This window comes from Streptomyces sp. MH60, assembly GCF_002939385.1.
Taxonomy (GTDB): Bacteria; Actinomycetota; Actinomycetes; order Streptomycetales; family Streptomycetaceae; genus Streptomyces.
Map to the genome: position 1 here is coordinate 1 of NZ_MULI01000074.1, position 24,133 is coordinate 24,133.

A 24,133-nucleotide genomic window follows, 5' to 3' on the forward strand; every position below is an offset into this window, starting at 1 on the left:
AGCCGGCGTTCGGCCGCGGTCGAGGCGCGGCGCCGCAGCCGGGGTCCGGCGAGCGCGTCCTGCGCGTGGTCGAGGGCGGCGGTGAGCGCGGCCCGGCGAGCCACGGCGTGCTCGGTGCCGACGGCGTCGAGCAGCGCGGCGACGGCCTCGTAGACGTCGGCGACGGCCGCCCGTTCCCCGTCGAAGCGGAAGTCGAGACGGAGGTCGCCGGTGAGCGAGGTCGGCGTGGGCAGGGCCAGTCGCAGCAGGAGCAGCCATCCGGCGCCGGCGAGGAAGGCGAGCACGCTCTGCCATCCGGGCTCGGGCAGCGGCATCCCGGCGCCCACGGCCGCGGTGACCAGCAGCTGCGTCCCCGTCCCGGACGCCACGGGCCCGACGGCGCTGACGCACCCGGCGACCAGTCCGAGCCCGGTCAGCACCAGGGTCAGCGCCACGGCCCCGAGGTGCTGCCCGGCGTACGTCCCGACGAGCAGCCCGGCGGCCCCCGCGAGCGCGGGTACACCGATCCGGCGTACGGAGGTGCGGCGGCTGCCCGGCCGGTCGTTGATGCCGGCCAACATGGCGGCGATCGCGGCGACGACCCCGAGGGAGGCCCGCCCGGCGACCAGGGCCGCGGTCAGCAGCGGCCCGCCCGCCAGGGCTCCCCGGGCCACCGCGTTCCAGGGCACGGGGCCGCGCTGGGCGTTCAGGGCGTGGCCGAGCCAGGGCGGGAGCGCTTGGGCTGCGGTGCGGAACACGGGGTGCGGGGCTCCTGTCGTCCGGTCGAGGGCGGTGGTGAGCCTTCGGGCGACGGTGGCCGGGCTGTGCGGTGCGCTGTCAAGCGTACGACGGGTTTTCGAAGGCGCGGAAACGGGCCTGTTTCGGGCGGATGACGGCCGTCGAGCGCCAGGGGGCACCGCGGCGCCGTGCGCTCAGGAGCGGGCGGCCTCCAGGGTCTCGCGCAGCAGTGTTCCGGCCCGCGTCACCGCGTCGGCCAGGGGCCCCGGTTCCGGCGTCAGACCGGCGAGCAGCGCGTCCATGCCGTCGAGCCCGGCCCGGCCGACCATCCCCTTCTCGTTCGTCACCCACTCCCCGCGCGCCGCCAGCACCGCGTGTGCCGTCTGGGCCGTGGCGAGGGCGACCGCGCCGGCGACCTGGGTGAGGGCGCCCTTGGGGGCGTGGCCGGCCTTGGCGTAGGCGAGGGTGGCGGTGGCCGCGCCGTACCAGTGTTCGGGCGCGGTGGTGCGCAGGGCCTTCGGGTAGCCGTCGGGGCGGGGCAGGTCGCCGCGCAGCACCCGGTTGATCGCCAGCTCGGCCACCACGAGGTAGGTCGGGATGCCGGCCAGGTGGAACATCAGCGGCTCGACGCCGAAACGGCCCGCCTGAGCCTCCTTCGTCACGTGCTCGACCACGTCGAGGTCGCGGTAGTGCACGTCGACCCGGCGCTCGTCGATCGTCAGCCAGGCGCCCCCGTTGAAGACGCCGCCGCCCCAGGCGCCGGTCTCCGAGACCTCGCCCGCCCAGCCGACGGCACGCAGGTCCGCCGGGTCGAAGGCGCCCCGGTAGTAGACCGCCAGGTCCCAGTCGCTGTCCGGTCCGTGCGTGCCCTGTGCCCGGGAGCCGCCGAGGGTCACCGCGCGGACCGCGGGCAGGGCGGCGAGCCGGTCGGCCGTGGTGTCGAGGAATGCCTGGTCCGTGAGCGTGGGCGTGGGCACTGGTGCGGGCTCCTGACCGTGCGGGCGGGGTGTGGCCGACGCCGGGAGCCTAGGCGGCCGGGGTGCGGGCCGCGAGCGAAATTCGGGTGCGCGGCGCGGGCGGAGAACGGACGATCGGGAGGTTGCCCGCCCGTCTTCCAGGAGCCCTCGTGATCCAGCGCGTCACCGTGCCCGGCCTCTTCCCGCCGCCCGTCTACTCCCACGCCTCCGTCGTCGAGACCGGGACCAGGCTCGCGTTCCTCGCCGGTTCCGTCCCGCTCGACGCGGAGGGGAAGCTGGTCGGCGAGGGCGATCCGGTCCGCCAGGCCGAGCAGGTGATCGCGAACCTCACCGAGCAGCTGCGCGCCGTCGGGAGCGGCCTGGAGCACGTGCTGTCCACCGATGTGTACGTCGTGAGCACCGAGACCGCTCCGCTGTCCGCCGTCTGGGACGTCGTCGAGGCGTCCGGGCTCAGCACCGGTCCGCACTCCTCGACGCTGCTCGGGGTGAGCTGCCTCGGCTACCCGGGACAGCTGGTGGAGATCACCGCGACCGCGGTCGTGCCGGAGACCGGCCGCCCGTGAACCGGGAGGCGGGGGCCGGGTCCGGTACCGAGCCGGTCGTCCTGCGGCGCGCCCGCGCCGCCGACGCGCGGGCGGCGGCCGACGTCTGGCTGCGCTCCTTCGCGGCGGCGCTGCCGACCGTGGTCCGGCCCCGTTCCGACGCCGAGGTCCGCGCGTACTTCCGGCACGTGGTGGTGGAGCGGTACGAGACCTGGCTGGCGGAGGGGCCCGGTGGCGCGGTCGCCGGTGTGATGGTGCTGGAGGGCGAGGAGCTGTCGCAGCTCTACCTCGCCCCCGAACGGCGCGGGTGCGGAATCGGGGACCGGTTCGTCGCCCTGGCCAAGGAGCGGCGGGCGGACGGGCTGTCGCTGTGGACCTTCCAGGTCAACGCGCCCGCGCGGCGCTTCTACGAACGGCACGGTTTCACGCCCGTGGAGTGGACGGACGGCGACCGGAACGAGGAGCGGGAGCCGGACGTGCGCTACGTGTGGCGGCGGCCCTAGTCCTTCACCCCGCCGGTGTCACCGCGCGCGTACTGGGCCGTCGCCGCCGGCGGGGCCTCGTCGCCGGTCGCCCCGGCGCCGTGCCCGGCCTCGTCCGCGCTCACCAACTCGCTGTCCGGCCAGGCATGGTGGAGCCGCCGGACGATGCCGCGGAGGTTGCCGAAGTCGAGGGTGCCCTGCACCAGGGTGCCGGAGACGCCCATCGGCAGGTGCGCGTCCCCGAGGACCACGCCCTCGTCGGTGCCGTCGCCGCGGCGGCCCGAGCCCTCACCCCCTTCAGGACGCGGGCCTCACTCGGCGGGCAGCCCCGCCGTGTCCGCCGCCGTGCGCAGCACGTCGCGCAGCATCTCGGGGGTGAGCCGGCCGGTGAAGGTGTTGCGCTGGCTGACGTGGAAGCAGCCGAAGAGGTGCAGGCCCGGCCCGTCGGCGGCGTCCAGCCGCACGTGCCCGCCGTGCGCGAAGGCCGGACGGGGGCGGGGCACGGTCCAGCCCGCCCCGGCGAACGCGGGCAGCGCGGCCTGCCAGCCGAAGGCACCGAGGACGACCACCGCGCGCAGCGTCGGCCGCAGCAGCCCCAGCTCCTGGACGAGCCAGGAACGGCAGGTGTCCCGTTCGGCGGGGGTCGGCTTGTTCTCGGGCGGGGCGCAGTGCACCGGCGAGGTGATGCGCACGCCGTACAGCTCCAGACCGTCGTCGGCCCGGACCGCGGTGGGCTGCGAGGCGAGGCCGACGTCGTACAGCGCCTGGTACAGGACGTCCCCGGAGCGGTCGCCGGTGAACATCCGGCCGGTGCGGTTGCCGCCGTGGGCGGCGGGGGCCAGCCCGACGATCAGCAGCCGGGCGTCCGGCGGGCCGAAGCCGGGCACCGGCCGGCCCCAGTACGTCCAGTCGGTGAAGGCGGCCCGCTTGGTACGGGCGACCTCCTCGCGCCACTCGACCAGCCTCGGACAGGCCCGGCACCCCGCGATGCGCTGGTCGAGTACGGAGAGGCCGCCGGTGTCCATGCGTCCACCGTAAGACCTCGGCCGACGGGCCACGGAAATTGCGGCCCGTTCCGCCGCGCTGGTTGGTTAGGGTCGGAGCATGGCTTCCGAGCATGACGAAGGCGGGAGCGGCCGGGTGGCCGCCGCACAGGACGACGCCGCTGCCGCCGCCGGGGCACCCGACCCGAAGACGGTGGCGGCGATCGCCGCCGCCGAGGCGGCCGGGCCGCAGAACGGCGAGAGCGTCCGCGTGGACAGCTGGATCTGGGCCGTCCGCCTGATCAAGACCCGCTCCCTGGGCGCGACCGCCTGCCGCGGCGGCCACGTCCGGGTGAACGGCGAGCGGGTCAAGCCCGCCCACTCGCTCCGCGTCGGCGACGAGGTGCGCCTGCGGCAGGAGGGCCGGGAGCGGATCGTCGTCGTGAAGCGGCTGATCCGCAAGCGCGTCGGCGCCCCGGTCGCCGTCCAGTGCTACGTCGACAACTCCCCGCCGCCCCCGCCCCGTGAGGCGGTCGCCCCGGCCGGCATCCGCGACCGCGGCGCCGGACGCCCGACCAAGCGGGACCGCCGCGAGATGGACCGGCTGCGCGGCCTGGAGGGCCTGAGCAGCTCCCGTCGGGACGCCGCGAACCGGCCCTGAGCGGGGGCGGGGTCCGCGGGCGGCCCGGTTCTGATCAGCCGCGCCGGACCCGGGCACGCACCAGCCGGCGCAGCTCCTCGTTGTGCCCGCGGCGGGCCCGGGCGACGATCAGGAGCGGCACCATCAGGACGAGCGGCGTCGCCGCGTTCGCACCGTCGAAGTAGGTGAGCTGGACGACGAACGCGCCCACCATCAGCGCGCTCAGCGCCGCCGCGGCCACCGACTGGAGCACCGGCACGAGCAGGGCGATCGCTCCCGCCAGCTCGAGGACACCGATCGCGTACATGCCCGCGTCGCCCCAGCCCATCTCCGCGAAGCTGCCGGCCGCCGAGGAGTGTCCGATCAGCTTGGGCAGGGCGCTCGCGAGGGCGAAGAACAGTGCGAGGAACACCTGCACCACGCGCAGGGCGACCCGGAGGCCGCGTCCGCGGGCCGACACGGTGGGGGCGGGGGAAGCGGTGGTCTCGGACATGGCGGTCTCCTGGGCTGGGCGGTCCGTGCTGCTGTCGGGATACAGACCGCTCGCCGCCCCGGAACTCATCGCCGGACCGGCTCCTGCCGCTACGGAGGCGCCCGCGCCGGTGACCGTACCGCCGCCGGGTGCGGCGCTACCCCTGCCGCGCGGGCACGGCCCTCACCCACGTCTCGTCGTCGGTGAGGTACCGGCGTCGGTTCACCCGTCCGAGTGAACGCGCCTGGCTCCGGGGGCCCGCCGGTCCGGCGGTACGGCTCGCTTCCCCTTCCCGACCTGCCGCAGTAGGTTCGATACAGGAGTGGTGAACCGATGCGTACGGGCAGTGAACCGGCAACCGCGCGCAGTGCCCTGCGGGCGCGGTTCTGGCTGAGCCTGTGGGGGCTGGTCTGGGCCGTCTTCGGCACCGCCGCCTTCGCGCTCACGGGGCGGTTCGGCTGGGCGCTCGCCTGCGGAGTGCTGTGGCTCGTCGTCACGGTCGACCTGAGCGTGATCCTCCGGCACATCCGCCAGGGCCCGCACTATCAGCCGGGCCGGAACATCCCGCCGTACCCGCCGCCGAGACGCTGACCGTCAGGAGTCGAAGCGCGCCTGCTGCACGTACTCCGGGTTCGGGTCCAGCGCCGCCGCCAGCCGGAAGTGACGGCGGGCCTGGTCGGGACAGCCCCGGCGCTCATAGGTGCGGGCGAGGGCGAAGTGCGCGTACGCGTTGTCCGGCTCGCGCTCCAGGACGATGGTGAACTCCAGCTCGGCCGGTCGCAGTTGCGCCGCCGCGAAGAAGGCACGCGCGCGCAGCAGCCGCGCGGCGGTGTTCTCGGGATGGGCGCCGATGACTCCGTCGAGCAGTTTCACCGCGCCGCGCGGGTCCCGCGCCGCGAGCAACTGCTCGGCGGCACGGAAGTCGATGACATCCGTCTCCGGAGTACGTCCGGTGGGACTGCTGGTCTCGGGCACGGCTGAGTCCTTCCCTCGCTGGAAGGGATCAACGCACGCGCGGGGGCCGCTATTCCGTGTGCGTCCTGTGCACCAGTTCGTCCCAGACCTCCTTGACGCGGCGCCGCAGTTCCTCCAGCGGTACGTCGTTGTCGACGACCAGGTCCGCGATCTCCCGGCGCTGCTCGCGCGTCGCCTGGGCGGCCATGCGAGCCCGTGCGTCCTGCTCGGTCATGCCGCGCAGCCGGACCAGCCGGTCGAGCTGGGTGGCCGGGTCGGCGTCCACGACCACCACGAGGTCGTACAGCGGCGCCAGGCCGTTCTCCGTGAGCAGGGGGACGTCGTGGACGACGACGGCGTCCTCGGCGGCGGCCTCCTCCAGGGCACGGGAGCGCTCGCCGACCAGGGGATGCACGATGCCGTTCAGGACGGCCAGCTTCTCCGGATCGGCGAACACGATCGCGCCCAGTCTCGGCCGGTCCAGGCTGCCGTCCTCGGCGAGGACGTCCTCGCCGAACGCCTCCACGACCGCGGCGAGCCCGGGAGTTCCGGGGGCGACGACCTCGCGTGCGATCCGGTCGGCGTCGATCAGTACGGCGCCGTGCTCGACGAGCAGCCGGGACACCTCGCTCTTGCCGGCGCCGATCCCGCCGGTCAGGCCCACCTTCAGCATGGGCGGAAGCTTAGAGGGTGCCGGGCACGACGTCAGTTGTCGCCCTCCCGCTCCGCGAGGAACCGTTCGAACTCGCGGCCGATCTCGTCCGCGGAGGGGATCTCGACGGGTTCGGCGAGCATGTTGCCCCTGGTCTCGGCGCCCGCCGCGGCGTCGTACTGGTGCTCAAGACCCTGGACGAGGGCGGTGAGCTCCTCGTCGCCCTCCTGGATCTGCCGGTCGATCTCCGTCTGGGTGCGGTGGGCGTCCGTGCGCAGCGAGTGCGCGATGCCCGGGAGGACCAGTCCGGTCGCCGCGGTGATCGCCTCCAGGACGGTCAGCGCCGCGTCCGGGTACGCGGAGCGGGCGATGTAGTGCGGGACGTGTGCGGCGACGCCGAGCACGTCGTGGCCGGCCTGCGCGAGCCGGTACTCGACGAGTGCCTCCGCGCTGCCGGGGACCTGCGCCTCCTCGAAGGGGCTGCGATGGCCCGGCACGAGGTCGGTGCGGTTGCCGTGCGGGGTGATGCCGACGGGGCGGGTGTGCGGGACGCCCATCGGGATGCCGTGGAAACTCACCGCCAGGCGGACGCCGAGCCGCTCCACGATCTGCCCTACGGCGGCGGCGAAACGCTCCCACTCGACGTCCGGCTCGGGGCCCGACAGGAGCAGGAACGGCGCCCCGGTGGCGTCCTGGACGAGCCGCACCTCGATGGTGGGTTCCTCGTAGTCCGTGTAGGCGTCCCGCTTGAAGGTCAGCAGCGGCCGGCGGGCCCGGTAGTCCACGAGGCGGTCGTGGTCGAAGCGCGCGACGACCTGATGGGGCAGCGAGTCGAGCACCTGGTCGACGATCTGGTCGCCGGTCTCCCCGGCGTCGATGTATCCGTCGAAGTGGTACAGCATGACCAGTCCGGCCGACTCCTGGGCGAGTGCCATGTCGACGACGGCAAGGCCCTTCGGCTCCCAGGCGTACAAATCCTGCGGATCAAGCACAGTGACCGCTCCCCTCCGTGTGTTCGTCTTTCTCAACGCCCTTGCGGGGTGGGGCATTCCCGCGGGGACACACCGAAGGGCCGCACCTCGGAAGGTGCGGCCCCTCGGCTACCGCTGTGTTTCAACCGCCGGATGTCAGCGGCCGGTGTTCAGAGCTTCAGCTCTGGCCGCCGGCCAGCTTCTCGCGCAGCGCGGCCAGCGCCTCGTCCGACGCGAGCGCGCCGGAGTTGTCGCCGCCCTCGGAGGAGTACGAGCCGCCGCCGCCACCACCACCGGACGCGGCCGGAGCCGCACCCGCGGTGTCGACGCCCTCGGCAGCGGCCTTCTCGTCCGCCTCGCGGGACTTGATGACCTGCGCCTGGTGCTGCTCGAAGCGCTGCTGGGCCTCGGCGTACTGCGTCTCCCAGGCCTCGCGCTGGGTCTCGTAGCCCTCGAGCCAGTCGTTGGTCTCGGGGTCGAAGCCCTCGGGGTAGATGTAGTTGCCCTGGTCGTCGTAGGACGCGGCCATGCCGTACAGGGTCGGGTCGAACTCGACCGTGGACGGGTCGGCACCGAAGGCCTCGTTGGCCTGCTTCAGCGAGAGGCTGATGCGGCGGCGCTCGAGGTCGATGTCGATGACCTTGACGAAGATCTCGTCGTTGACCTGGACGACCTGCTCCGGGATCTCCACGTGGCGCTCGGCCAGCTCGGAGATGTGGACCAGACCCTCGATGCCCTCGTCCACGCGGACGAACGCACCGAACGGAACCAGCTTCGTGACCTTGCCGGGCACGACCTGGCCGATCTGGTGGGTGCGGGCGAACTGCTGCCACGGGTCTTCCTGGGTCGCCTTCAGCGACAGGGAGACACGCTCGCGGTCCATGTCGACGTCGAGGACCTCGACGGTGACCTCCTGGCCGACCTCGACCACCTCGGACGGGTGGTCGATGTGCTTCCAGGACAGCTCGGAGACGTGGACCAGACCGTCGACGCCACCCAGGTCCACGAAGGCACCGAAGTTGACGATCGAGGAGACGACGCCGGAACGGACCTGACCCTTCTGGAGGGTGGTGAGGAACGTCTGGCGGACCTCGGACTGGGTCTGCTCCAGCCAGGCACGGCGGGACAGGACCACGTTGTTGCGGTTCTTGTCCAGCTCGATGATCTTGGCCTCGAGCTCCTTGCCCACGTAGGGCTGGAGGTCGCGGACGCGGCGCATCTCGACCAGGGAGGCCGGGAGGAAGCCACGGAGGCCGATGTCGAGGATGAGACCACCCTTGACGACCTCGATGACGGTACCGGTGACGATCCCGTCCTCTTCCTTGATCTTCTCGATGGTGCCCCAGGCACGCTCGTACTGGGCGCGCTTCTTCGAGAGGATCAGGCGGCCTTCCTTGTCCTCCTTCTGGAGAACAAGGGCCTCGATCTCGTCACCGACGGCGACGACCTCGTTGGGGTCGACGTCGTGCTTGATGGAGAGCTCGCGGCTCGGGATAACGCCTTCGGTCTTGTAACCGATGTCGAGCAGGACCTCGTCCCGGTCGACCTTCACGATGACGCCGTCGACGATGTCGCCGTCGTTGAAGTACTTGATCGTCTCGTCGATCGCGGCGAGGAAGGCTTCCTCGTTACCGATGTCGTTGACCGCTACCTGCGGGGTGGTGGCGGTGGTCTCGGTGCTGCTCGTCATGTGGGAAAGGGCTCCGGTACGGACATTGAAGTCGTAGGTACTGCTTACGCCGGGAGCCCGTTTCGCTCTGAAGAAGCCGGACAGCCAAGGAAGCGTCACCGAAATCCACTGGTGACGCCTCGAGAACCGAGGGGACATACAACAGATGCGAGCGCGACCTGCTACGTCTGAGGTGCGCAGGCCCGCAGCGCAACTTGTAGCATACGGGGGCAGCCGGGCAGGGTCAATGCGCGAAGCCGCACACCCGGGGCAGATCGTCGCATACCCGGCACAAAAGCCGTCTCCCGAGGCCACACGGACCCCTGGATGCCCTGTGCGTGACACGCGGGGCGGGCGGCACGGAAGAGCCCGCAGACTAGTACGAGGGAGCCGGTCATCCAAGAGCCCGTAACGTCCGAGGCCGAAGGAACCGACGGACCAGAGCCCGAGGCCACCCGGCGTGCCGCCGGTGTGACGGAGAGTTCCCGCGCCAACCGCGGCTGGTGGGACCGGAACGCGGACGAGTACCAGACCGAGCACGGCACCTTCCTCGGCGACGACCGCTTCGTGTGGTGTCCCGAGGGCCTGGACGAGGTGGAGGCCGAGCTGCTCGGCCCGCCGGAGGAGCTGAAGGGCAAGGACGTCCTGGAGATCGGCGCCGGCGCCGCCCAGTGTTCGCGCTGGCTGACCGCCCAGGGGGCCCGTCCGGTGGCCCTGGACCTCTCCCACCGCCAGCTCCAGCACGCCCTGCGCATCGGCGTCTCGTTCCCCCTGGTGTGTGCCGACGCGTCGGTGCTGCCCTTCGCGGACGGTTCGTTCGACCTGGCGTGTTCGGCGTACGGGGCGCTGCCGTTCGTCGCCGACCCGCGGCTGGTGCTGCGGGAGGTGCGCCGGGTGCTGCGGCCCGGCGGCCGCTTCGTCTTCTCCGTCACGCACCCGCTGCGCTGGGCGTTCCCGGACGAGCCGGGCCCCGAGGGGCTGTCGGTATCCGCCTCGTACTTCGACCGGACGCCGTACGTCGAGCAGGACGACGAGGGCCTCGCGGTGTACGTCGAGCACCACAGGACGCTCGGTGACCGGGTGCGGGACGTGGTGACGTCGGGGTTCCGGCTGGTGGACCTCGTGGAGCCGGAGTGGCCGGACTGGAACACCTCGGAATGGGGCGGCTGGTCGCCGCTGCGCGGGCACCTGATCCCGGGGACGGCGATCTTCGTCTGCGAGCGCGACTGAGCCGTACCCGGGGCGCGGAGGCCCGCGCGCGCGGAGGGTGGTTTCGCGGACGTACGACACTGGGGGCGTGATCCGTTACGACGCCCTGGACGCGCTGCCCGTGCGCGGTGCCCTGCCCGCGCTGCACGACGCCCTGGAGGGGCACGGCACGGCGGTGCTGGTCGCGCCGCCCGGCACCGGCAAGACGACGCTGGTGCCGCTGGCCCTGGCGGGGCTGCTGGGCGGCGATGCGGCTCCCGCGCGGCGTGTGGTCGTGGCCGAGCCGCGGCGGATCGCGGCGCGGGCGGCGGCCCGGCGGATGGCGTGGCTGCTGGGTGAGAAGCCGGGCGCGAGCGTCGGGTACACCGTGCGCGGGGAGCGGGTCGTCGGGCGCCACGCGCGCGTGGAGGTCGTCACGACCGGTGTGCTGCTCCAGCGGCTCCAGCGGGACCAGGAGCTGTCGGGCGTCGACGCGGTGGTGCTGGACGAGTGCCACGAGCGGCATCTGGACGCGGACACCTCGGCGGCGTTCCTGTGGGACGTGCGGCAGGCCCTGCGGCCCGAGCTGCGGCTGGTGGCCGCGTCGGCCACGACCGACGCGGAGGGCTGGTCGCGGCTGCTGGGGGACGCGCCGGTCGTCGAGGCGCGGGGCGTGTCGTACCCCGTGGAGGTCGTGTGGACGCCGCCGGTGCGGCCGGTGCGGCCGCCGCACGGGATGCGGGTGGACCCGGCGCTGCTCGCGCACGTGGCCGCCGTGGTACGCCGGGCGCTGGCCGAACGGGACGGGGACGTCCTGTGCTTCCTGCCGGGAGTCGGGGAGATCTCCCGCGTGGCGGGACAGTTGGCGGGCCTCGGGGACGTGGACGTGCTCCAGGTGCACGGGCGGGCGCCCGCGGCCGTGCAGGACGCGGTGCTGGCGCCCGGGGCGCGGCGCCGGGTGGTGCTGGCGACCTCGGTGGCCGAGTCGTCGCTGACGGTCCCGGGCGTCCGGATGGTCGTGGACGCGGGGCTGGCCCGGGAGCCGCGGGTGGACCACGCGCGCGGGCTCAGCGCGCTGACGACGGTACGGGCCTCGCGGGCGGCGGCGCGGCAGCGGGCGGGCCGGGCCGGCCGCGAGGCGCCGGGGGTGGTGTACCGCTGCTGGGCGGAGGCGGAGGACGCCCGTCTGCCGCGCTTCCCGGCGCCGGAGATCAAGGTGGCCGACCTGACGGCGTTCGCGTTGCAGGCGGCCTGCTGGGGCGATCCGGACGCGTCCGGTCTGGTGGCAGCCGCCAGGTCGGTGCTGGAGGCGGTCGGCGCGGTGGACTCCGCCGGCCGGGCGACGGACCGGGGCGCACGCCTGGCCCGTCTCGGTCTGCACCCCCGGCTGGGGCGCGCCCTCCTGGACGCGGCGGACCTGAGCGCGGGCCTTCCGCCCCGGGCCACCTCGGCAGCGGGGGTCCCCGCCGGCCCGCGCCCTGCCGACGGCGGCACCGCGCGACCGGCCGCCTCCGGGACCGGTCCGTCCGCGACGGGTGGGGGCGCCGGGGGCCGTGGGGACGAGGTGGTGGCTGAGGTGGTGGGGCTGTTGAGCGAGGAGGCGCCGCGGGAGTACGGGGACGATCTCGTGTCCGTACTGCGGGCGGCTCGGCGGGGTGGCGACGCCTACGGGGCGCGGTGGCGGGCCGAGGTGCGGCGGCTGCGGGCCGCCGTGGAGGGCGGGCGAGGACTGCCGGCCGGCGACGAGGTCCTCGCCGGGCTGGTGGCCGCTCTGGCGTTTCCCGAGCGGGTGGCCAGGAAGGACGGCGGTTCGTACCTGATGGTCTCCGGCACCCGGGCGGAACTGCCTCGGGCGTCGGCGCTGCGCGGGGCGCCGTGGATCGCCGTCGCCGTGGCCGACCGGCCGGTGGGCCGGGGGCACGCGCGCGTGCAGCTCGGCGCGGCCGTCGACGAGGAGACCGCCCGGCTCGCGGCGGGAGCGCTGCTGACCGAGCGGGACGAGGTGCGCTGGGCCGACGGTGACGTGGTGGCCCGGCGGGTCGAGCGGCTCGGGGCGGTGGAACTGGCGGTGCGGCCCCTCGCCGACCCCGACCCCGCCCTCGTGCGGGGCGCGCTGCTGGAGGGGCTGCGGCGGGAGGGGCTCGGGCTGCTGCGCCGCTCGGCCGACGCCGACCTGCTGCGCCGGCGGCTCGCGTTCCTGCGGCGGCACCTCGGTGAGCCCTGGCCGGACGTCACCGACGAGGCGCTGCTCACGCGCGCGGACGAGTGGCTGGAACCCGAGCTGAGCCGGGCCCGGCGGCGGGCCGACCTGGGCCGGATCGACGCCGGGCAGGCGCTGACGCGGCTGCTGCCCTGGGCGTCCGGGGAAGCGGCGCGGCTCGACGAGCTGGCCCCCGAGCGGATCCTCGTCCCCAGCGGGTCCAGGATCCGGATCGACTACGGCGACCCCGAACAGCCCGTCCTCGCCGTGAAGTTGCAGGAGATGTTCGGGCTCCAGCGGTCACCGGAGATCGCCGGGGTGCCGCTCCTCGTGCACCTGCTCTCCCCCGCCGGCCGCCCCGCCGCGGTCACCGCCGACCTGGCCTCGTTCTGGAGGGACGGCTACCAGGGCGTACGGGCGGAGCTGCGCGGCCGGTACCCGAAACACCCGTGGCCCGAGGACCCGGCCACGGCGGAGCCGACGCGGTACACGAAGGCCCGGCTCGGCACGTGACCGGTCCCGGCGGGGAGCACCCCGCCGGGCGACGGTGCCTATGCCTCCGGTGCCGTCGACGGCTCGGTCGACGGGTCCGGCGTCGGTTCGGCAGCCTTGGCCACCTTCAGGGTGAGGTCGAGCCGGGCGCCGCCCGCGGTGGTGAGGCGGAGGACGTAGGAGCCCTCGGCGTCGTCCGCGTACAGCTTCGGCAGCCGCAGCAGGCCCTTGGCGTCGGTCAGGCCGGTCAGCGTACGGACGGTCTTGCCGTCGGCGTCCTTGAAGTAGGGACCCTTGTCGTTCTCGGTCGGGTCGGCCGCGGACTTGATGAGCGTGGCGGTGACGGCGACCTTGTCCGCGACGGCGCCCTTGAGCGTGGCCTTCACCTCGACCGGGTCGGCGAACTCGTCGCCCGGCGTGCACGTCAGCTCGGTCTCGGTGGTGCGGACGAGGGCGTCGGCGACGCGCTCGGTGACGGTGGCCCGGTAGTCGAGGCCCGGCACGGAACGGCCGATCACGACGGCGCGGACGGTGAACTCGCCGGTCTGCTCGCCCGCCACCAGCGCGGGCGCGACGGCCACGCCGGAGGCGTCGGTGGTGACCGCGGCGACCTTCTCGCCGCCGGTGAAGGTGGCGTCCGTGTCGCCCAGGACGGTGAACCGGATGCGCACCTTGCCCACGGCCTCTCCGGCCTTGGTCTCGGCGCGGGTGCTGATCCTCTTGGCGAACGTGTCGCCCGCGACCGCGGTGAGCCCCGTGCCGCCGGCGTTCTCCAGGTGGTGAACCGTGTCGGTGGGCGTGGGGACCGGGGTGGGGTTCTCGGTGGGCGGCGCCGGGTCCGTGGGCGGCTTGGTGCTCGGGCCTGGGTTGTCGGGCTTGCCCGAGGCCGGTGGCTTGCTCGGGGACGGGTCCGGGCTGGGCGTCGCCGTGCCCGGGGCCCGGGATCCCGTGGTCGCGCCCGTGCGGCCCGGTGAGGGACTGACGCCCGCGCCGGGGTCGTCGCTGCGGCCGACCGGGAGGCTGCCGGTGCCGTCCGGGATCTCGTGGGTGCCCCTGCGGTAGTGCTCCAGCCACGACAGGACCGTGTTCAGGTAGTCCTGCGAGTTGTTGTAGCTGAGGATCGCGCGGTCGAGGTCGGCCTGGACGGACAGGTCCCAGCCGTTGCGGCACAGGTAGTGGCCGGCGGCGAGGGCGGCGTCGTAGACGTTGTTGGGGTCTTCCCTGCCGTCGCCGTTGCCGTCGCGGCCCGCCCACGCCCAGGTGGACGGGATGAACTGCATGGGGCCGACGGCGTTGTCGTAGCTGCTGTTGCCGTCGTAGACGCCCTTGTCGGTGTCCTTGATGAGCGCGAAGCCGTTGCCGTCGAGCTGCGGGCCGATGATCCGGCCGATCGTCGTGCCGTTGGCGTCGACGCGGCCGCCGCGGGCCTGACCGGACTCCACCTTGCCGATGGCGGCGAGCAGTTGCCACGGCAGGTTGCAGCCGGGCTTGGACCGGCGCAGCTCCGACTCGGCCTGCTTGTAGGCGTCGAGGACGGTGGCGGGAATGCCGGCCTCGGACGGACCCCGGGAGGAAGGGGTGCCCGTGGTCGGGGAGGGAAGGGGACTGTTGAGGGGCGGCAGGTCGGTGTAGTAGGGCGAGTTGCCGGTGGCGCTGTCCTCGGACGACGTGTCGGACGTCGGCGCGTTGTCGGCGGTGGTCCGTCTGCCGTTGCCGTCGGCCGTCACGTCGGGGGCCTGGGACGCGGACAGGGCCGCGACCACGACCGCAGCCACGGTGGTGGTGACCGCCGCCTTGCGGAGCCTCCTGTCGAAATGCGCCACCATAGAGTGAACCCCTCCCCTGGACGCCCGCGCGTCCGTCTCCGTCCGACTTCTGCTGTCGTACTCGCCCGTCGTGCCGGCTGTGTCCGCCCTGTTGTGACGATCGACCGGCGCAGACGGTTGCACGGCGATCCTCCGAGCACCGTGGTCGTCTGTTCGACCGATACGGTGCCGCAGGCGACCCTACGACAACTTGCTTTGCGCGGGCACCCGTTCCTGCCCGATATTCACCACCTGGCCATATGAGCCCGGGGCTGTACTCAGTACGGAGCCGGACCGCCGGGTCGCACGCCGAGGGTGTCGGCGGTCGCGACGAAGACGGTGAAGGTGTGGGCGGGTCGGGGGCGCGGCAGCAGGGTGAGGGCCAGCGCGAGGTAGCCGCGGGCCAGGTCGGCCCACAACCGCCAGGCGGGTGTCTCCTGCGGGGCGGTGGTCGCGGGGGCCCGGCGGGCCAGTCCGCGGCGGAGGTCGGTCGCGGTGCGGCGCAGGACCGTCGTGAGGGTGGCGGGGGTGCGGCCGGTACTTGCGCCCGGGGCGAAGACCGGGACCGGGAGGAGTGGCACGCGGGCGGGTGCGTCGGTGCGTGCCCGTGCCGGTGTCGTCCGGTGGTGGAGCATGCGTATACCCATGCCCGCATCCTCACGGGAGACCGGGGCCGGGGCGTTTCCTTGGGGGCCACCGGAGTGACGGGGCGGGCGGCGTGGGCGGGGCCGGGGGGCGCAGCCCGGTGCCGACCGGGCGGGCGGCGCGGGCGGGGCGGGGGTGCGCAACCCGGCGTCGCGGGGTGCCCCTGCGCCCACCCGTGCCGCCTGGAGGAGGCACGACTGCCCGCAGGGGCGGCGGAACGGCGACAGCCCGCGGCTAGTGGGCCGCCGACTCCCAGTCCGGGCCCGCGCCCACGGAGACGCCCAGGGGGACCCTGAGCTGCACCGCGTTCGCCATCTCGCGGCGGACGAGTTCCTCCGCCGCGGCGCGCTCCCCCGGGGCGATCTCCAGGACGATTTCGTCGTGGACCTGGAGGAGCATGCGGGACTTGAGGCCGGCCTCGCGCAGCGCCCTGTCCACGTTGAGCATGGCGATCTTGACGATGTCGGCCGCCGTGCCCTGGATCGGCGCGTTCAGGGCCATCCGCTCGGCCGCCTCGCGGCGCTGGCGGTTGTCGCTGTTGAGGTCGGGCAGATAGCGGCGGCGGCCGAAGAGGGTCGCCGTGTATCCGGTGGCCCGTGCCTCGTCGACGACCCGGCGCAGATAGTCCCGTACGCCGCCGAAGCGCTCGAAGTAGGCGTCCATCAGGCCCCGTGCCTCGGCCGCCTCGATGTTCAGCTGCTGGGAGAGGCCGAAGGCGGACAGTCCGTACGCCAGGCCGTAGGACATGGCCTTGATCTTGCGGCGCATCTCGGCGTCCACGGCGGACTGCTCGACGGAGAAGACCTGGGCGGCGGCGGTGGTGTGCAGGTCCTCGCCGGACGTGAACGCCTCGGTCAGGCCCGCGTCCTCGGAGAGGTGGGCCATCACCCGCAGCTCGATCTGGCTGTAGTCGGCCGTCATCAGGGACTCGAAGCCCTCGCCGACCACGAAGCCGCGGCGGATCGCCCGGCCCTCGTCGGTGCGGACCGGGATGTTCTGGAGGTTCGGGTCGGTGGAGGAGAGGCGGCCGGTCGCGGCGACCGTCTGGTTGAACGTGGTGTGGATGCGGCCGTCCGCGGCGATCGTCTTGATCAGGCCCTCCACCGTGACGCGCAGCTTGGCCTGCTCGCGGTGGCGGAGCATGATCACCGGCAGCTCGTTGTCCGTCTGGGCCGCGAGCCAGGCCAGGGCGTCGGCGTCGGTGGTGTAGCCGGTCTTGGTCTTCTTGGTCTTCGGCAGGTTCAGCTCGCCGAAGAGGACCTCCTGGAGCTGCTTGGGCGAGCCGAGGTTGAACTCCCGGCCGGCCGCCGCGTGGGCCTCCTTCACGGCCTGCTGGACGGCGCCCGCGAACATCTGCTCCATGGCCTGGAGGTGCTCACGGTCGGCCGCGATGCCGTGCCGCTCCATGCGGGCGAGCAGCGCGGAGGTGGGCAGCTCCATGTCGCGCAGCAGGTCGGCCGCGCCGACGTCCGCCAGGCGGCTCTCGAAGGTCTCGCCCAGGTCGAGGATGGCGCGGGCCTGCACCATCAGCACCTCGGCCTCGGCGCCCTCGTCCGCGCCGAAGGCGAGCTGTCCGTCGGCCGCCGCGGCGGGGGCCAGCTCGCGGTGCAGGTACTCCAGGGACAGCGCGTCCAGGTCGAAGGAGCGGCGCCCCGGCTTGACCAGGTAGGCGGCGAGGGCGGTGTCCATGCCCACGCCGGCGACGCTCCAGCCGTGCTCGGCGAAGACGCGCATCGCGCCCTTGGCGTTGTGGAAGACCTTCGGCCGCTCCGGGTCGGAGAGCCAGGAGCGGAACGCCGTCTCGTCGGCCTCGTCGGTCTCCGTCGGATCGAACCAGGCGGCCTTCCCGTCGGACGCGGCGAGCGCGACCTCGGTCACCGAGCCGGTGCCCAGGGCCCAGGTGTCGACCGTGGCCACGCCGAGCGGCTGCGTACCGTGCTCGGCGAGCCAGCCGGCCAGCTCGCCGGTGCCCAGCACGGTGCCGTCCAGTTCCACGCCGTCCGCGACCACCGGGGTGGCCTCGGCCTCCTCGGCGCCCGGGTCGACGGCGTAGAGCCGCTCGCGCAGGGAGGGGTTGCGGATCTCCAGGGTGTCCAGGATCACCGCGACGCCCTTGCGGTCGTAGGCCGTCCGCTCCAGGTCGGTGACGGTCCGCGGCAGCTCGACCCGACGCTCCAGCTCGGTGAGCCGGCGGTTGAGCTGCACGGACTCCAGGTGGTCGCGCAGGTTCTGCCCGGCCTTGCCCTTGACCTCGTCGACGCGCTCGACCAGCTCCGCGAACGACCCGAACTGGTTGATCCACTTCGCGGCGGTCTTCTCGCCGACGCCCGGGATGCCGGGCAGGTTGTCGGACGGGTCGCCGCGCAGCGCGGCGAAGTCGGGGTACTGGGCGGGGGTCAGCCCGTACTTTTCGAAGACCTTCTCCGGGGTGAAGCGGGTCAGCTCGGAGACGCCCTTGGTCGGGTACAGGACCGTGGTGTGCTCGCTGACCAGCTGGAAGGAGTCCCGGTCGCCGGTGACGATCAGCACGTCGAAGCCCTCGGCCTCGGCCTGGGTGGCGAGGGTGGCGATGACGTCGTCGGCCTCGAAGCCCTCGACGGCGAAGCGGGGTACGTGCATGGAGTCGAGCAGCTCGCCGATCAGCTCCACCTGCCCCTTGAACTCGTCCGGGGTCTTGGAGCGGTTCGCCTTGTACTCGGTGAACTCCTCGGAGCGCCAGGTCTTGCGGGAGACGTCGAACGCCACCGCGAAGTGCGTGGGCGCCTCGTCACGCAGGGTGTTGGCCAGCATCGACGCGAAGCCGTAGATCGCGTTGGTCGGCTGGCCCGTCGCGGTCGTGAAGTTCTCCGCGGGCAGCGCGAAGAACGCGCGGTACGCCAGCGAGTGCCCGTCCATGAGCATCAGCCGCGGTCGGTCGCCGGAGGTGCTGTCGGTCTTCTTCGATGCTGTCTTCGCCACGACTCCGATCCTGCCATGTGCCACTGACAGTCGGTGCCGCGATCGCCGGTGGCACCGGCGCGGCCAGCCGTCCGCGGGTGCGTCGTGGCTGGTCGCGCCCACGCGGCGGAGCCGCACATCGAGCAGCGCCCCGCGCCCTTCAGAGCGCCGATCGCGACCGGCATCCGTAACTGTCACAGCGGCGTGCGAGGATCGGAGACGTACTTCACAACGCGTAAGCGAAGGAGCGCGCGATGGCGAGCAAGCCGCCCAAGGGTGATCCGGTTCAGGACGCGCCGCAGGTCTCCGAGCCCCAGCACGCGGCGGCGGGCATCCCCGCCATCGGCCACACCCTGCGGGTCGCGCAGCGGCAGATGGGCGTGCGGCGGACGGCGCTGACGCTGCTGAGTGTCAACCAGAAGGACGGCTTCGACTGCCCGGGCTGCGCCTGGCCGGAGGGCGACCACCGGCACAAGGCGGAGTTCTGCGAGAACGGCGCGAAGGCGGTGGCCGAGGAGGCCACCCTGCGCCGCGTCACCCCGGAGTTCTTCGCCGCGCACTCCGTGGCCGACCTCGCGACCCGCAGCGGCTACTGGCTGGGCCAGCAGGGCCGGCTGACGCACCCGGTGTACCTCCCGGAGGGCGGCGAGCGCTACGAGCCGGTCACCTGGGAGCGCGCCTTCGACATCGTCGCGGAGGAGATCGCCGCGCTGGACTCGCCCGACGAGGCGGTCTTCTACACCTCGGGGCGCACCAGCAACGAGGCGGCGTTCCTCTACCAGCTCTTCGCGCGCGAGCTGGGCACCAACAACCTGCCGGACTGCTCCAACATGTGCCACGAGTCGTCCGGCTCGGCCCTGTCGGAGACCATCGGCGTCGGCAAGGGCAGCGTCCTGCTGGAGGACCTGTACAAGTCCGACCTGATCATCGTGGCGGGCCAGAATCCGGGCACCAACCACCCGCGGATGCTCTCGGCGCTGGAGAAGGCCAAGGCGAACGGCGCGCGGATCATCAGCGTCAATCCGCTGCCCGAGGCCGGTCTGGAGCGCTTCAAGAACCCGCAGACCCCCAAGGGGCTCACCGCGGGCGCCTCCCTCACCGACCTCTTCCTGCAGATCCGCCTCGGCGGCGACCAGGCGCTGTTCCGGCTCCTCAACAAGCTGATCCTGGAGACCGAGGGCGCGGTCGACGAGGCCTTCGTCGAGGAACACACCCACGGCTACGAGGAGTTCGCCGCGGCCGCCCGCGCCGCCGACTGGGAAGAGGCGCTCGCGGCGACCGGTCTCACGCGCGCGGAGATCGAGGCGGCGCTGCGCATGGTGCTCGCCTCCGAGCGCACCATCGTGTGCTGGGCGATGGGCCTGACCCAGCACAAGCACTCGGTGCCCACGATCCGCGAGGTGGTGAACTTCCTGCTGCTGCGCGGCAACATCGGCCGCCCCGGCGCGGGCGTGTGCCCGGTGCGCGGCCACTCCAACGTGCAGGGCGACCGCACGATGGGCATCTTCGAGCGGCCCGCGCCCGCCTTCCTGGACGCCCTGGAGAAGGAGTTCGGCTTCGCCCCGCCGCGCGAGCACGGCTACGACGTCGTACGGGCGATCCGCGCGCTGCGCGACGGCGACGCGAAGGTCTTCTTCGCCATGGGCGGCAACTTCGTCTCCGCCTCCCCCGACACGGAGGTCACCGAGGCGGCGATGCGCCGCGCCCGGCTCACCGTGCACGTGTCGACGAAGCTGAACCGCTCGCACGCGGTCACGGGCGCACGGGCGCTCATCCTGCCGACGCTGGGCCGCACGGAGCGTGATCTCCAGGGCGGCGGCGAGCAGTTCGTGACCGTCGAGGACTCCATGGGCATGGTGCACGCCTCGCGTGGGCGGCTGGAGCCCGCGAGCCGGCAGCTGCTGTCCGAGCCCGCGATCGTGTGCCGGCTGGCGCGCCGGGTGCTGGGCGAGAAGAGCCGCACGCCGTGGGAGGAGTTCGAGAAGGACTACGCGACGATCCGCGACCGCATCGGGCGGGTCGTGCCGGGCTTCGAGGACTTCAACGCGCGCGTGGCGCGCCCCGGGGGCTTCGCCCTCCCGCACGCCCCGCGCGACGAGCGCCGCTTCCCGACGGCCACCGGCAAGGCCAACTTCACCGCCGCGCCGGTCGAGTTCCCCGAGCTGCCCGAGGGGCGGCTGCTGCTCCAGACGCTGCGCTCGCACGACCAGTACAACACCACGATCTACGGCCTGGACGACCGCTACCGGGGGATCAGGAACGGCCGTCGCGTCGTCCTGGTCAACCCGGAGGACGCCCGGAAGCTGGACGTCGCGGACGGCTCGTACGTCGACCTGGTGAGCGAGTGGCGGGACGGGGTGGAGCGGCGGGCGCCCGGTTTCCGCGTCGTGCACTACCCGACGGCCCGGGGCTGCGCGGCGGCGTACTACCCGGAGACCAACGTCCTGGTGCCGCTGGACGCCACCGCGGACACCAGCAACACCCCGGCCAGCAAGTCCGTGGTCGTCCGTCTGGAACAATCGGCGACCGACTGAGCGTTTGCTCAGCGAAGCGAAGCGGACGGCCGTCGGCCGGCCCCAGCGGCCGGCCGTCGGGCACAGACGGATCGACGAAACGGAGCCGGGCCATGGGCGAGCAGCAGCAGGTGCAGTTCCCGCAGGAGGTCATCGACGAGTACGCCGCGCTCGGCGTCGACCTGCCCGCGCTGTTCTCCGCCGGGCACCTGGGGACGCGCATGGGCGTCCAGATCGTCGAGGCGTCGGCGGACCGGGTCGTCGGCACGATGCCGGTGGAGGGCAACACCCAGCCGTACGGGCTGCTGCACGGCGGCGCCTCGGCCGTGCTCGCCGAGACGCTCGGGTCGGTCGGCTCGATGCTGCACGGCGGCGCCTCCAAGATCGCCGTCGGTGTCGACCTGAACTGCACCCATCACCGCGGGGCCCGCTCCGGTCTGGTCACCGGGGTGGCCACGCCGGTGCACCGGGGCCGGTCGACGGCGACGTACGAGGTCGTGATCAGCGACGAGCAGGACCGCCGGGTGTGCACGGCCCGGCTGACCTGCCTGCTGCGGGACGTGCACCCCGGCGACGGGGCCACGGCGGGCTGAGCACCCTCACCGGGCGTTCCGCGGTGCGGCGCCCGCGGCACCCGTGACCGCGGCATTGCCCCCCGTCGTCCCGCGTCCTAGCGTCGGGGCATGGGGCGGGGAGGGGCACTTTGGCGGGGACGGGCGGCGCTGACGCTGTCGGCGGCCGTCGTGGCTGTCGGCTGCGGCAACTCCGGTGACGGACCGGGCGGTTCCTCCGGCGCCGCGCACGGCGCGTCCACGTCGTCCACGTCGTCGCCGTCGACCGCGTCCTCCCAGCGCCCCCTGTCCGGCGCGGAGTTGTGCGTGAGCGCCGTCGGGTACTGGGCGCGCGAGATGCTGGACGGCGGCGAGCCCTACGGCGACTATCAGTCGATGGGACTGTCCAACCGGCAGTACGACGTCCTGCGGGAGGTCGTGGACGCGGCACGGGCCAGGGAGCGGCACCGAGGTGCCCCGGCCGACGACGAGCTGATCGACCGCCAGGTGCGCCGGGCGTGTGCCGAGCGGTACCGCGACGGCGGTCCGAGCGTCGGCCCGTGGCAGCGATGAGCGGCATCGGGCCGGTCGAGCCGGGCGAGGACACCCGCGTCCGGGTCGCCCCGCGGCCCCGGCCGCGCGGACGCCTCGCGCTGCGCTACGAGCGCCACCGCCGGACGGTCCTCGCCTCCGGTGCCGTCCTCGTCGTCCTGGCGGGCGGCGGCTACCTGTACGCGAGCCGCGCACAGCCCCGCCCCGCTTCCCCGCCCCCTCCGCCCTACCCGTCCCAGGCGGTCGACCTCGTCTACCTGGCCCCGGCGGCCGGCTCGCCGGGAGCCACGGCCGGCGGCTACCGCTTCACGGTGCTGCTGAGCGTGCGGTCGGGACCGCCCGTCACCGTGACCCGGCTGACCCAGCCCTACGACGGTCTGTCCGTGACGTCCTCCCCGGCGGCACCTTTCCTGACAAAATCGCATTCCACCCGCAAGATCATTGTCACGCTACGGGTGACGGAATGTGAAAAAGCGCCCCGGAATCCCGGACTCCCTTTCCTGGATGTAACACTGCGTAATGCGCGCGCAATAGAAGCCCACAGTTTCATCCTGGGGGCGCGCTATGCGCGGGACCTCTCCCAGGCCCTTGAGGTCGCCTGCAGCAACGATTCAAGGTAATCACCAAAACGCCCCAGACGCCTGAACCCGGGCGGTCCATCCTGCGGGTTCTCAGCATGCGGACAGGGCGAATCGGCCTGAATTCAGCCCTTCTTCCCAGCGAGTACCGCTCTGCAATACCCGATGTCATAACAAGAGAGTCACAGCCTCACCCAGACCCTCCTCCACCTTCCCCACACACGCTTAGAGTCACGGCCAGTCACCGCGCCGTCGGATTGTCATTTCGGCCTCGCGCTCGACTCGACCGCCTCCACGGGGAAGCGGCCGTGCCAGGGAAAGGACTGATCGTGCGCCAACGTTCGCTCATCGCCATCACCGCCGCTCTGGCGGCGGGAGCGCTCACCCTCACCGCCTGCGGCTCGCGCGACGACGACGGCGGCTCCGACTCCGGCAACGGCGGCGGGGGCACCACCGTCGTCATCGGCGTCGACGCCCCGCTGACCGGCGACCTGTCCGCGCTCGGCCTCGGCATCAAGAACTCGGCGGACCTCGCGGCCAAGACGGCCAACAAGGACAAGACCGTCGACGGCATCACCTTCAAGGTCGAGGCCCTCGACGACCAGGGCCAGCCGTCCGTCGGCCAGCAGAACGCCAGCAGCTTCGTCGCCAACAAGGACGTCCTCGGCGTCGTCGGCCCGCTGAACTCGTCGGTCGGCGAGTCCATGCAGAAGGTGTTCGACACCGCCAAGCTGGTCGAGGTCTCCCCGGCCAACACCGGCCCCTCCCTCACCCAGGGCCCGGACTGGCGCACCAAGAAGGTCCGCCAGTACAAGTCGTACTTCCGCACCGCGACCACGGACGCCATCCAGGGCCCGTTCGCCGCGCAGTACGTCTACAACGACGCCAAGAAGAAGAAGGTCTTCGTCATCGACGACAAGAAGACCTACGGCGCGGGCCTCGCCGGCACCTTCACCGAAGAGTTCAAGAAGCTCGGCGGCACGGTGGTCGGCACCGAGCACATCAACCCGGACACCAAGGACTTCTCCTCGGTCGCCACCAAGGTGAAGAACTCCGGCGCCGACGTCGTCTACTACGGCGGCGAGTACCCGCAGGCCGGCCCGCTGAGCAAGCAGATCAAGGAGGCCGGCGCCAAGATCCCGCTCGTCGGCGGCGACGGCATCAAGGACGACACCTTCATCAAGCTGGCCGGGGCCTCCGCCAACGGCGACCTCGCCACCTCCGTCGGTGCGCCCGTGGAGACCCTCCCGTCCGCCAAGAAGTTCGTGGCCGACTACAAGGCGGCCGGTTACAAGGAGGACTACGCGGCCTACGGCGGCTACTCCTACGACTCCGCCTGGGCGATCATCGAGGCCGTCAAGAAGGTCGTCGGCGACAACGACGGGAAGCTTCCCGACGACGCCCGCGCCAAGGTCACCGAGGCCATGCAGAACGTCTCCTTCGACGGTGTGACCGGCAAGGTCTCCTTCGACGAGTTCGGTGACGCGACCAACAAGCAGCTCACCGTCTACTCCGTCGAGAACGGAGCCTTCAACGACGTCAAGTCCGGTACCTACACCGGCTGACCGTCCCCCGCACCACAGCCCACGAGCCGCGCGGGGCGCTGTTCCACA

21 protein-coding genes and 2 pseudogenes are annotated in these 24,133 nt (G+C 72.9%); 11 read left to right on the plus strand and 12 right to left on the minus strand.

Annotation, left to right across the window (positions count from 1 at the left end; genetic code table 11):
• Both BZZ08_RS31090 and BZZ08_RS31095 read right to left on the minus strand, forming a co-directional pair.
• Window positions 1-737: pseudogene (locus tag BZZ08_RS31090) on the minus strand (FUSC family protein); the annotation flags it as partial.
• 174 nt (window positions 738-911) lie between these two features.
• Window positions 912-1,694, minus strand: a complete 783-nt coding sequence (locus tag BZZ08_RS31095) for a nucleotidyltransferase domain-containing protein (RefSeq protein ID WP_104635546.1) — start codon at window positions 1,692-1,694, stop codon at window positions 912-914.
• Between the two features lie 149 nt (window positions 1,695-1,843).
• Between BZZ08_RS31095 and BZZ08_RS31100 the strand changes: the two genes are divergently transcribed.
• Both BZZ08_RS31100 and BZZ08_RS31105 read left to right on the plus strand, forming a co-directional pair.
• Window positions 1,844-2,257, plus strand: coding sequence for a RidA family protein (locus BZZ08_RS31100; protein WP_104635547.1), 414 nt, complete (start codon window positions 1,844-1,846; stop codon window positions 2,255-2,257).
• Window positions 2,254-2,739 carry a GNAT family N-acetyltransferase gene (locus BZZ08_RS31105; RefSeq protein WP_104635548.1) on the plus strand — a complete coding sequence of 162 codons (486 nt, stop codon included), beginning with the start codon at window positions 2,254-2,256 and terminating at the stop codon, window positions 2,737-2,739. The genes BZZ08_RS31100 and BZZ08_RS31105 overlap by 4 nt, the downstream gene beginning before the upstream one ends.
• Here BZZ08_RS31105 and BZZ08_RS31110 read toward each other — a convergent pair.
• Window positions 2,736-2,990, minus strand: a pseudogene (locus BZZ08_RS31110) (prolyl aminopeptidase); the annotation flags it as partial. The gene BZZ08_RS31105 and the pseudogene BZZ08_RS31110 overlap by 4 nt on opposite strands.
• A gap of 39 nt (window positions 2,991-3,029) precedes the next feature.
• Window positions 3,030-3,743 (minus strand): uracil-DNA glycosylase, encoded by a 714-nt coding sequence (locus tag BZZ08_RS31115; protein ID WP_104635549.1) that lies wholly within the window; start codon window positions 3,741-3,743, stop codon window positions 3,030-3,032.
• A 79-nt stretch (window positions 3,744-3,822) separates the two neighbouring features.
• On the opposite strand from BZZ08_RS31115, the gene BZZ08_RS31120 reads away from it, so the two are divergent.
• Complete coding sequence (locus tag BZZ08_RS31120; protein WP_104635550.1) at window positions 3,823-4,362, plus strand: RNA-binding S4 domain-containing protein; 540 nt, start codon at window positions 3,823-3,825, stop codon at window positions 4,360-4,362.
• Window positions 4,363-4,396: 34 nt separating this feature from the next.
• Here the strand turns inward: BZZ08_RS31120 and BZZ08_RS31125 are convergent, their stop codons facing one another.
• The gene (locus BZZ08_RS31125) at window positions 4,397-4,903 is read right to left on the minus strand and encodes a DoxX family protein (protein WP_104635551.1); all 507 of its coding nucleotides are present in this window, start codon (window positions 4,901-4,903) and stop codon (window positions 4,397-4,399) included.
• Between the two features lie 243 nt (window positions 4,904-5,146).
• Between BZZ08_RS31125 and BZZ08_RS31130 the strand changes: the two genes are divergently transcribed.
• Window positions 5,147-5,404 carry a DUF6343 family protein gene (locus BZZ08_RS31130; protein ID WP_104635552.1) on the plus strand — a complete coding sequence of 86 codons (258 nt, stop codon included), beginning with the start codon at window positions 5,147-5,149 and terminating at the stop codon, window positions 5,402-5,404.
• Between the two features lie 3 nt (window positions 5,405-5,407).
• Here the strand turns inward: BZZ08_RS31130 and BZZ08_RS31135 are convergent, their stop codons facing one another.
• The 4 genes from BZZ08_RS31135 to rpsA form a co-directional block, all read right to left on the minus strand.
• The gene (locus tag BZZ08_RS31135; protein WP_104635553.1) at window positions 5,408-5,788 is read right to left on the minus strand and encodes a tetratricopeptide repeat protein; all 381 of its coding nucleotides are present in this window, start codon (window positions 5,786-5,788) and stop codon (window positions 5,408-5,410) included.
• Window positions 5,789-5,837: 49 nt separating this feature from the next.
• Window positions 5,838-6,440, minus strand: a complete 603-nt coding sequence (gene coaE, locus BZZ08_RS31140; protein ID WP_104635554.1) for a dephospho-CoA kinase — start codon at window positions 6,438-6,440, stop codon at window positions 5,838-5,840.
• Between the two features lie 32 nt (window positions 6,441-6,472).
• Complete coding sequence (locus BZZ08_RS31145) at window positions 6,473-7,411, minus strand: PAC2 family protein (RefSeq protein WP_104635555.1); 939 nt, start codon at window positions 7,409-7,411, stop codon at window positions 6,473-6,475.
• Between the two features lie 157 nt (window positions 7,412-7,568).
• Complete coding sequence (gene rpsA, locus BZZ08_RS31150) at window positions 7,569-9,080, minus strand: 30S ribosomal protein S1 (RefSeq protein WP_104635556.1); 1,512 nt, start codon at window positions 9,078-9,080, stop codon at window positions 7,569-7,571.
• A 375-nt stretch (window positions 9,081-9,455) separates the two neighbouring features.
• On the opposite strand from rpsA, the gene BZZ08_RS31160 reads away from it, so the two are divergent.
• Window positions 9,456-10,289, plus strand: a complete 834-nt coding sequence (locus BZZ08_RS31160) for a class I SAM-dependent methyltransferase (protein WP_198601800.1) — start codon at window positions 9,456-9,458, stop codon at window positions 10,287-10,289.
• 67 nt (window positions 10,290-10,356) lie between these two features.
• Window positions 10,357-12,960 carry an ATP-dependent RNA helicase gene (locus BZZ08_RS31165; RefSeq protein WP_104635558.1) on the plus strand — a complete coding sequence of 868 codons (2,604 nt, stop codon included), beginning with the start codon at window positions 10,357-10,359 and terminating at the stop codon, window positions 12,958-12,960.
• 38 nt (window positions 12,961-12,998) lie between these two features.
• Here the strand turns inward: BZZ08_RS31165 and BZZ08_RS31170 are convergent, their stop codons facing one another.
• From BZZ08_RS31170 to polA, 3 genes are all read right to left on the minus strand, one after another.
• Window positions 12,999-14,765: a lytic transglycosylase domain-containing protein gene (locus BZZ08_RS31170; protein WP_104635559.1), complete on the minus strand. Its 1,767-nt coding sequence runs from the start codon at window positions 14,763-14,765 to the stop codon at window positions 12,999-13,001.
• A gap of 257 nt (window positions 14,766-15,022) precedes the next feature.
• Entirely contained in the window at window positions 15,023-15,391 is a 369-nt protein-coding gene (locus BZZ08_RS31175) for a hypothetical protein (protein ID WP_198601798.1), read from the minus strand.
• Window positions 15,392-15,623: 232 nt separating this feature from the next.
• Window positions 15,624-18,347 carry a DNA polymerase I gene (gene polA, locus BZZ08_RS31180; RefSeq protein WP_104635561.1) on the minus strand — a complete coding sequence of 908 codons (2,724 nt, stop codon included), beginning with the start codon at window positions 18,345-18,347 and terminating at the stop codon, window positions 15,624-15,626.
• Between the two features lie 233 nt (window positions 18,348-18,580).
• On the opposite strand from polA, the gene BZZ08_RS31185 reads away from it, so the two are divergent.
• The 5 genes from BZZ08_RS31185 (at window position 18,581) to BZZ08_RS31205 (ending at window position 24,085) form a co-directional block, all read left to right on the plus strand.
• Window positions 18,581-20,860, plus strand: a complete 2,280-nt coding sequence (locus BZZ08_RS31185) for an FdhF/YdeP family oxidoreductase (RefSeq protein ID WP_104635562.1) — start codon at window positions 18,581-18,583, stop codon at window positions 20,858-20,860.
• 92 nt (window positions 20,861-20,952) lie between these two features.
• Window positions 20,953-21,432 carry a PaaI family thioesterase gene (locus tag BZZ08_RS31190; RefSeq protein WP_104635563.1) on the plus strand — a complete coding sequence of 160 codons (480 nt, stop codon included), beginning with the start codon at window positions 20,953-20,955 and terminating at the stop codon, window positions 21,430-21,432.
• A gap of 150 nt (window positions 21,433-21,582) precedes the next feature.
• A complete protein-coding gene (locus BZZ08_RS31195; RefSeq protein ID WP_342211025.1) occupies window positions 21,583-21,963 on the plus strand; it encodes a hypothetical protein in 381 nt (126 codons plus the stop codon).
• Window positions 21,960-22,562 carry a Tat pathway signal sequence domain protein gene (locus tag BZZ08_RS31200; RefSeq protein WP_104635574.1) on the plus strand — a complete coding sequence of 201 codons (603 nt, stop codon included), beginning with the start codon at window positions 21,960-21,962 and terminating at the stop codon, window positions 22,560-22,562. The genes BZZ08_RS31195 and BZZ08_RS31200 overlap by 4 nt, the downstream gene beginning before the upstream one ends.
• A 287-nt stretch (window positions 22,563-22,849) precedes the next feature.
• Entirely contained in the window at window positions 22,850-24,085 is a 1,236-nt protein-coding gene (locus tag BZZ08_RS31205) for a branched-chain amino acid ABC transporter substrate-binding protein (RefSeq protein WP_198601799.1), read from the plus strand.
• Window positions 24,086-24,133 lie beyond the last annotated feature (48 nt).

Coding starts and splice junctions, on each gene's coding strand:
- BZZ08_RS31200 (WP_104635574.1), top strand. CDS start 21,960: ATGAGCGGCATCGGGCCGGTCGAGCCGGGCGAGGACACCCGCGTCCGG.
- BZZ08_RS31130 (WP_104635552.1), top strand. CDS start 5,147: ATGCGTACGGGCAGTGAACCGGCAACCGCGCGCAGTGCCCTGCGGGCG.
- BZZ08_RS31120 (WP_104635550.1), top strand. CDS start 3,823: ATGGCTTCCGAGCATGACGAAGGCGGGAGCGGCCGGGTGGCCGCCGCA.
- BZZ08_RS31175 (WP_198601798.1), bottom strand. CDS start 15,391: ATGGGTATACGCATGCTCCACCACCGGACGACACCGGCACGGGCACGC.
- BZZ08_RS31170 (WP_104635559.1), bottom strand. CDS start 14,765: ATGGTGGCGCATTTCGACAGGAGGCTCCGCAAGGCGGCGGTCACCACC.
- BZZ08_RS31190 (WP_104635563.1), top strand. CDS start 20,953: ATGGGCGAGCAGCAGCAGGTGCAGTTCCCGCAGGAGGTCATCGACGAG.
- rpsA (WP_104635556.1), bottom strand. CDS start 9,080: ATGACGAGCAGCACCGAGACCACCGCCACCACCCCGCAGGTAGCGGTC.
- BZZ08_RS31185 (WP_104635562.1), top strand. CDS start 18,581: ATGGCGAGCAAGCCGCCCAAGGGTGATCCGGTTCAGGACGCGCCGCAG.
- BZZ08_RS31125 (WP_104635551.1), bottom strand. CDS start 4,903: ATGAGTTCCGGGGCGGCGAGCGGTCTGTATCCCGACAGCAGCACGGAC.
- BZZ08_RS31115 (WP_104635549.1), bottom strand. CDS start 3,743: ATGGACACCGGCGGCCTCTCCGTACTCGACCAGCGCATCGCGGGGTGC.
- coaE (WP_104635554.1), bottom strand. CDS start 6,440: ATGCTGAAGGTGGGCCTGACCGGCGGGATCGGCGCCGGCAAGAGCGAG.